Below are 7909 nucleotides of genomic sequence, written 5' to 3' on the forward strand. Positions count from 1 at the left end.
GTGTCCAAAAAGTGTTCCAGAATGAAATCGATCCACTGTGGGGACGCATTGAACAGTTATTGAAGGAACACGACATCTGCGCTATCGCCGCGTTCGTCATTCCGCTTACGCCGAACACGGGCACTGTTGTCCTGTACGCGACGCCGAACAAGGACGGCACCATGCCCGCATCGCTGATGACGGCCTACAAAGCCATCGATCCGACAGCCGTTATTACGCCATTGCCCTCTGACGACACGCCAGCGTAAAGGCTTTGTCCGCATGAATCGCCACACACGTCGCGGCGCTGAACCTGGCCCTCCGATCGTGGCTCGCTCTACAAGACCGCGCATATGAAAACTACATCCGCATGCCGCCACGCCGCCCATTGCGTGGCGTGCGCGAATTTTCCTGATGGCGCACAGATCCTGCTCGAGCTGCTTGCCATTGTCGGCAACGACGGCTTTGCAATGACCGCCCTCACCCTGGGCGGCTACCGCAAGGATCTCGGCACCACCATCGCCAACTATCTCGACCTTTACACACCACGACATGAACGACTTGATCACGCGACTGCGCCTCGCCAATGACCCGACCGCCGACGCGGCCGCCGACCACATCGCCGCACTAAGTGAACGCGTCGCGATTCAACAGACCGTAATGGACCGCGCGGCCAGCATTCTGGTCGAGGCAATTGCCTCAACGGACGGCATCAATGAAGCACAGGCCGAGGCATGTGTCGGCAGCATTCGCGGCCAGCTGGCCGAGGTTGGCCAAACCACCGCTGAAGAGCACCTCGAAAACTTGTGCGCTCGCATCGGCGCCGCAGCAGGCATCGCACCGCACATCGAATTCAACCCTCTTGCGGTACTGGACCACATGCGCATCGTGCTGCATGCCCAACAGCGCAACGCCGACCGACTTAGCTGGGCGGTGTCGGTGCTTTGGAAGCCGGCCGACCCCGGCCGCAATCCAACCATGGTGGTGCGCACGAAAGGCACCCGCGCTGTCTTGCGCACCTTTGCGCCAGGCGCCACTTGGCTCGATGCTTTGGACGAGATTCTCGACGAATAGCCGACCCGCCGAGCCGGCAGTGCCTGCTCGAAATAAGTGCGGGCACTGCCACAGGGGGTGTCGTCCATCGACATTCCCGACTTGGTCAACACCGATTAAGAAAGCTAATACTGTTTCTTGTGCTCTAGATCTTTTAGGAAAGACTAGACCCCCCTATTGGACCACTTCCTAATTTTTCGGAAAATTGGTTGCAATTAGGATTGCGGCCGAATATTATGCTCATACCCTCGAAATTAGAAAGCCCACAATGGTTGCTGAAAATGTACTGCGCCCTTTCCATGGTGTTCGCCTCAAGCTTGCCAAGGAGTTCATTGGTTTCACTGGGGCAGACAAGAAATTTCGTGAACTAGCGAAGGAAGTGGCAGGCGACAGCTCGCCCGCTTCTGCGGGGGGAGCGCACAAAACGTACCATGCGACAGAGATTAGACGCATTCGGCAAAAGCTATTGCCCGGCCTAATTGCCGAGGCATGTAGAGAATTGCCTCCAGTCGTCAACTTTCGCATGTCCAAAGGCGGAACAGGTAAAACAACCATCAGCTCGAACACCGCGACGTGCTTCGCGCAGTTTGGCTATAAAACCTTGGTTATCGATGGAGATCCACAAGGCTCCTTAAGCAAGCAACTCGGTTTCGACATTAATCTTCCGCTTACTCATATAGGTACGCTATTAGAGCGCGCTTCCAGGAACCAGCCGACCAAGATTCGCGATGCTGTCGTGCCCGTTTACTCCGGTGGAATGCTCGATCTCATCCCGGCTGATATTACGCTCGCCAACGATTCGTGGATGATTTCCGCCATGGGTCGCGAGACGCTTTTTCAGCGTCTAATGGAACAGGAATCTGATTTTTTCAAGCAGTACGAGGTCATTATCATTGACTCCGCTCCTGGGACTTCCTTGCTCACAACCGTCTTTATGGCAGCGTGCAACATCATCACTGCCGTTGTCATTCCGGAAGCGCAATCGGTACTGGCCTTGGAGGTGCTTGAATCCAACATTCGCGAAATTAATCAATCGATTCGGCGGAACTCGCCGCCCCTGGGGTTGCATATCATCGCTAACCGATACCGCCAGACGTATAAGTCGCACATTGATGCACTGGAGAAATTGGGGAGCAAGTATTCTGCCTACTTAAACGATACCATCGTGCGCGATTTTGCAGGATTTCTGCGGGAAACGGACCTTGATGACTACACGAAGTCAGCGCCCGTGCTCGAAAAGGAACCGAACAGCGTAGGCTCACGCGATATCATTGATGTAACAAAAGCTCTTATCAAGCTGTACAACGTGAAATTAAGCGCTGCTCCGGCCGTTGACGAGGTAGTGGCATGAGTAAGCAACGACAACCCATGAAATTTTCAGGACTTGTTGCGTCTGGGAAAATCACACCAAAAATTGATTTGTCGACAACCCAAGAATACGCAAGCTCGCTTGAAAGTGGTGAGGAGCGCCGATCACGTGAGGCTGCTGTCGCAGCAGAGGCCGCGTCCTCCGCAACCAGCACTGTCGGCCGAGAGGCGCTCATCAATGTAGATTTGTTGGATGACAGCCCTTTCCAATACAGGAAAAAATACGATCCAGTAAAAATTTCTGAACTTGCCGGGTCAATGCTTGAGGCTGGCCAACGTACTCCAATTACTGTCCGCATTGTCCAGGCAGGTCGGTATGAGGTCATCAAAGGGCATTCGCGAAAATACGCGGCCAAACATGGCCTCATTTCCCAATTATCGGCGTTAGTGGTTGAGCGAACAGACCGTGAGGCTAAGCTTGACTGCATGCTCGACAATGAAGTTGAAGGGGTGTGTGAGTATGAACATGCTTTGATGTACCGGGATGCCTTAAAGGACGGCTACGCTTCCAATCAATCTCAGGTTGCTCGCCTATTTCGATGCTCACAACCTAAAGTCTCAAATTGCCTGTCGATGCTAGACCTGCCCGAGCCTGTGCTAGAAATGCTCGATGCCGATCCAGGGCTGATCGGAGCCAAAGCAGCGAAGGTTGTAACGGTGATGTGGAAGGAACAGCCGAGCAGTCACCACCTCATTCTCGAAGCCTTAGCGCGAGTCCAAGCTGGAGCGGATCAAGCGACGATTAAAGGGTGGGTGGCCCAAAAGCTTGCATCCATCAAGAATACCGAACCCAAGAAGCTTGTGCGCCACTTCATCACTACTACCACTGGGGACGCGCGGTACGTTACGCTGGCCAAAGAACGGGACATTGTGATTCGCCTTGCGGACACATCCTTAGACCGTGATGAGGTTCACCAGAAAGTCGATGATTTTCTGAGAAGACTCGCTACCGAAGGCGGCGCATAATCTAATGAAATCAATGACTTATCCTTTATTACCCGGTAATAATCGTGAGTTTACCTATAAACCAAACCCGGCCCAGAGCCGGGTTTGTCGTTTTTTCCTTGGAGGCTAACTTGATTTAGCACCTTACAAAAAAGAAAGCCCAGCTTGCAGGCCGGGCTTTCTTAACAACAGTTAATTAGAACACTACAGATACGGTGAAACCTCAGAACCTTCATCCTATACCCCAGTAGTGTGCTCGTCAAACACTTTGTAGGGCTGCTTGCCTTACAGATAGGATAGATTGTGCCCGCACAAACTCTTAGTGATATCGCTCGGCCATACTTGCATCTTCCAACGGCTATACAAGCTGCCTTGATGAGGGTTGAAACCCACCCAACCTTCCGTCGATTGACAAAAAGTACCCTTCTGGTCCTCAAAACCTTGGTGTCCAGGGCATCTGCTCAAAACGGCCTTGCCGTCATTCGCGCGCGTCTCGACCGTATGGCGACAGAGGCCAGTGTCAGCTATAAGACCGTGCAACGCGCGGTACGCATCTTCCGGGATTACGACTGGGTCCTCCCAGCGAGTGAGGGACGATCCGAGTACGGGGTGTTTGAGTCACGACGCTACGTCTTCACGCATGCCCTGTGCGATTTAGTGGATTTGCCTACGATAACGAAGCAGAGGCCAACCTCGACGCAACAGCAGTCGGCCCCAGTAGTGCGACAGGAGCATCAGGAACCAACCGCAGCACCGGCATCGCACGAGCCAGCTGCGCCGCAAGAAGAGCCGGCGCAGGTTCTGCCGCAGCCACAGCCAGAACCTGCCGTAGCGCCCGAGCAGCAGCTTTTAGCCGCGCCGCAAGAACAGCCGACGGCAGCTACCTCACAGGTAAAGCCGAGCCCGGTGGCGCCCCAAGAGACAGAAATGTCCGATGGTGCTATATACGTTGACCTTAGTTTAAAAAAAGATCTACAGGAGATTTCGATAGAAAATCGGAAGGGCAACCCCCCAACCCTGCCACCAGCGGTCGCTATGATTCCCGCTGAAACGGGCATTTCGCCAACCGGCATCTGCAAGCTGCTCGGCATTGCGAAGCAAGCAGGCCACCAGCTGGAGCAAGTCTATGCGGTCGCCAAGCCTTACCTTGCCAAGATCGGCATCAATGCCGCCCGGGCGTACTGCTACATCCTGGCGATGCTGCACAACGCGAAGAGGGTTGACTATGCTGCCAAGGCAGCCCAGGCCCAGCGCATGAACGAACCCGATCCTAACGCGGCGTTGAAGGCAATCGCCATGCAATGCCGCTACAAGCGCTACCAGCACGTCGGCAAGAACATCGCGGTGCGCTTTTTCGATGGCACCGCCGAGGTGCGCATCGATGGCCACTTCGAGTTGTACGGTGGCGCAAAAATGCTCGGGCTCTACAAAGGGGTCGCAAACGGCAATTTGCGCGAAGTGATCGAGTGATGGCTGGGGGGTTATTTTGGCCGGGGTACGTCGATACGCAAAGCACTGAGCGTCTCGGCGTGGCGCTCGACGTCGTCCTTGTGCAGATACCGTCCGGTGGTCTTGATCGAGGCATGGCGGGCATTATGCTGAACGGTCTTGAGCGGCACGCCACCGTTGGCCTGGTGCGTCAGCGAGGAATGCCGCAGCCAGTGCGTCGACGCGTTCGCCAAGCGATCGGCGATCTCGGCCATGCCGGCTTCCAGGGCAAGGGCGTGCGCGCGGCGGATCACGGCCTTGAGGGCGACGGCGACGGCGTAATGGCTGGCGCCGCGCTGGGGGCCGCGGCTCGCCAGCACGAGCGATATCGTTTCGCTTGGTGCCGGCAGCGCGGCCAGGCCGAACGCTTGCCGATACTGGCGGAATTCGGCGAGCAGGGATGGGGGCACAGGGACCTTGCCGCGCCTGCTTCCTTTGCCCAGGACATGCAGCCACCATGCTCCGCTGTCGTCGCGCCGGATACTGCGCATGTCGGCGCCGACCAGTTCATTCAGGCGCACGGCCGTGAGGTAGTAGGCCTGCACCAAGAAGCGCGCGCGGGCGCGCCGCAGGGCGGCGCCTGGCGTGTCGCCCTGCAGGACGTCGGCCGCTTCGAGCAGCAGAGAGATTGCGGCCGGGGGCAGGTGGCGCTCGATGGTTTCGCTGCCGACCGCGCGCATGCCGGTAAGCAGCTGGGCCGGATTCGCCTGCAAATACTCGGCGGCGCAAGCCCAGCGGAACAGGCTCTTGATGACGGTCAGCGCCTGCAGCTGGGAGACGTCGGCCAGTGGGCGGCAAAAGGGACGCCAGCGCGGGTCAGCGCGTGCAAAGCGCGTCGTGGCGATCCACTGATCGGCAGGCTGCGGATCGGCGATGAATGCGGCGAAGGCCAGCAGGTCCTCGTAGCGCACGTCGGCGAGCTGCTTGCGGTGAACGCGTATCCAGAACAAAAACCGGTCGGCCTCCTTGCGGCAGTTGCGTACGGTGCGCGGCGACAGATTCGGCCGGCGTAGCCAAAGCGCAATCAGCTCTTCGTCATTGATGGCGCGGGTCAGCGACCCGGAGGGGAAGGGAGGGGCGCCGCCGGCGGCGAGCGGCCGATGGGGCACTGGCACGAGTAAAACAGATTCGATGTCACCCCCCTGCGCGGGGGCGGGCAGGGGGATCGACATAGGTGCTTACTTTTTGGACGGCGGGGTTTTTGCGCGAGGCTCGCCAGGTTCGCGGTTCTCGCCGGCGCGCTTGGCACCATCCTGAGTGGCGAGCGTATCGGCACGCATCTGGCCGCGTAGCTCGGCCGCTTCCTCGCTGGCGCGCTTGGACTCATTGCGGGCGGTGCTCACCAGAGCGCGCGCCTGCTCCAGCTCGCGTGCTGCGCTTTCCAACCGCGCCTGGCTGGCCTGTACAGCCATGTTGGCCGACGCCAGCTCGCGCGCCGCTTGCTGCGCCATCCGCTCCAGTTCCGCGATATGGGCAACGGCTGCCAGCTCGCGCGCCTCGATCTCGCCGGCGCGACGCTCGCTTGCATCGAACTTGGCTACGGTGACCGCTGCCGCTTGCTCGGCCGCCACGCGGGCCGTGCGTTCGACGGCCAGTTCCTCGCGCGCCGCGCCGAGATCCGCTTCCAGCCGCGGCATCGCCTCGAGGCGCAACTGGGCCTTGGCCAGTTCGGTTCGCGCCGACTCGGCCGCCTTGCGCTCGCGATCCATTTCGACCTGGCCGGCCTGCCAGTCGAGTTCCAATTGACCGGCTTTGCCCTGGACCGTAGCCAGTTCCACCTGGAGCGCTGTCAGCGCGTCGACCTGGCCCTCGATCTCTGCAGCCTGGCGCTCATTCTCGGTGGCGAGATCGGCCGCCTCCTGCTGTTGTTCAGCCAGTTCTGTTTCCAACGCCGCTTTCGCGCTGGACAGTTCCTGACCCATGAATTCCAGGATGGCGCGCTGCACTCCCGCCGGCAAGGTCAATGCGCTGGCGATCTTTTTTTCCCGATCAGCGCGCCATTGCTGCAACAGCTTGCTGATGGTGCCCAGGCTCCCCATGTTTCCAAGTCGCTCGCGCACAGTGCGCAAGGCTGGGGTGCTTCCGGCCGCAACCATCGCGTCCGCGATGGCGGCCACCTGGGCCAGTGTGATGCTCGCTTCTCTACCCATCGAGTGTTCTCCGCTTGTGATGATACGATATGATACGAATGATATGATATGAATCAACGAAGAACAAGCGCCCCTTATACCTTTCTTGAGCAGCAAGTGTAGCGCGGTTTACCCGAGATCTGGCGGGCGTTCCTCAACGCGTGATTAGGGTTCTAATCACGCGTTCAACAGCCACAGACAACCGCGAGAGGAGTGTCGCAGCAAGGTTCCCGTAAGGCGACAGCGTCAAGCCCGCCTATCCACTACATTCTGCCGAAAACCGATGCGTTGAGAAGGACGTCAATCAACCCTCGGACAACCGCTTGACTATCCTCCGGCAAGCGCCGCAGATCCTTAATCAACGCCACCAACTGCGGGTCCAACTCTTCACCGTTGAGCACCAGCGGAGCACTTGCATAACGGTCACCCTCGCCAAAACGGAGCCAGGCCGCGTTCACTCCCATCCAAGCCGCTATTACCTGTATTCGTCCCTGCGTAGGGATGGATTCTCCAAACAACCATTTACGCGCAGCGTGTGAGGTGATCTTTGCCCCGTCCGCGCGAAGATTAAAGCCTTTTGCAAATGCAGTGGAGGAGGGGCTAACGCCAACGGCCGCAATAGCTGCATTTAACCGTTCGGCAAATTGTAAAGCCTCGTCTCTAGGAACGGTCTTTTTATGCGGGGAAAGAGAGCTGTCTATATCTTCACCTTTAAATATTTTTGCATCGAATATTAATGAACGATAAAAATGCCCGCTTTCTGTCGGCTCATGGCCCTATTAACAATGCCTTCCGGTGCCAGCGTAACCAGCTGTCGGCGCGTAACCAATCACCTCCCCGCAGACAATTTTTCTGCCTGGAAACTCAGTTCAATGTATGATGTGCAATCTTGTTAAAAAAGCCCACGCCTCTCACTGATTTCGACCTGCGCCAGATGGATGAAGAAT

8 protein-coding genes are annotated in these 7909 nt (G+C 57.6%); 6 read left to right on the plus strand and 2 right to left on the minus strand.

What is annotated here, in order from left to right; all coding sequences use genetic code 11:
• The 6 genes from F1735_RS31770 to F1735_RS31795 form a co-directional block, all read left to right on the plus strand.
• Positions 1-248, plus strand: a 248-nt coding sequence (locus F1735_RS31770; RefSeq protein ID WP_167240793.1) for a hypothetical protein, incomplete at its 5' end; no start/stop codon positions are given.
• A gap of 84 nt (positions 249-332) precedes the next feature.
• Positions 333-569 (plus strand): hypothetical protein, encoded by a 237-nt coding sequence (locus tag F1735_RS31775; protein ID WP_167240795.1) that lies wholly within the window; start codon positions 333-335, stop codon positions 567-569.
• On the plus strand, positions 532-1053 hold the full coding sequence (locus tag F1735_RS31780) for a hypothetical protein (RefSeq protein ID WP_167240797.1): 522 nt from the start codon (positions 532-534) through the stop codon (positions 1051-1053). The genes F1735_RS31775 and F1735_RS31780 overlap by 38 nt, the downstream gene beginning before the upstream one ends.
• Positions 1054-1300: 247 nt before the next feature.
• On the plus strand, positions 1301-2383 hold the full coding sequence (locus F1735_RS31785) for a ParA family protein (protein WP_166899010.1): 1083 nt from the start codon (positions 1301-1303) through the stop codon (positions 2381-2383).
• A complete protein-coding gene (locus F1735_RS31790; RefSeq protein ID WP_167240798.1) occupies positions 2380-3366 on the plus strand; it encodes a ParB/RepB/Spo0J family partition protein in 987 nt (328 codons plus the stop codon). Before F1735_RS31785 ends, F1735_RS31790 begins: the two co-directional genes overlap by 4 nt.
• A 354-nt stretch (positions 3367-3720) precedes the next feature.
• Positions 3721-4815 (plus strand): hypothetical protein, encoded by a 1095-nt coding sequence (locus F1735_RS31795; protein WP_167240800.1) that lies wholly within the window; start codon positions 3721-3723, stop codon positions 4813-4815.
• Positions 4816-4826: 11 nt separating this feature from the next.
• Here F1735_RS31795 and F1735_RS31800 read toward each other — a convergent pair whose 3' ends face one another.
• A complete protein-coding gene (locus F1735_RS31800) occupies positions 4827-6005 on the minus strand; it encodes a tyrosine-type recombinase/integrase (RefSeq protein ID WP_167240802.1) in 1179 nt (392 codons plus the stop codon).
• Between the two features lie 6 nt (positions 6006-6011).
• Entirely contained in the window at positions 6012-6950 is a 939-nt protein-coding gene (locus F1735_RS31805; protein WP_373888617.1) for a DNA-binding protein, read from the minus strand.
• Positions 6951-7909 lie beyond the last annotated feature (959 nt).

The sequence above is a fragment of the Massilia genomosp. 1 genome (genome assembly GCF_011682185.1).
In the GTDB taxonomy this organism is placed as follows: domain Bacteria; phylum Pseudomonadota; class Gammaproteobacteria; order Burkholderiales; family Burkholderiaceae_D; genus Telluria_A; species Telluria_A rubra.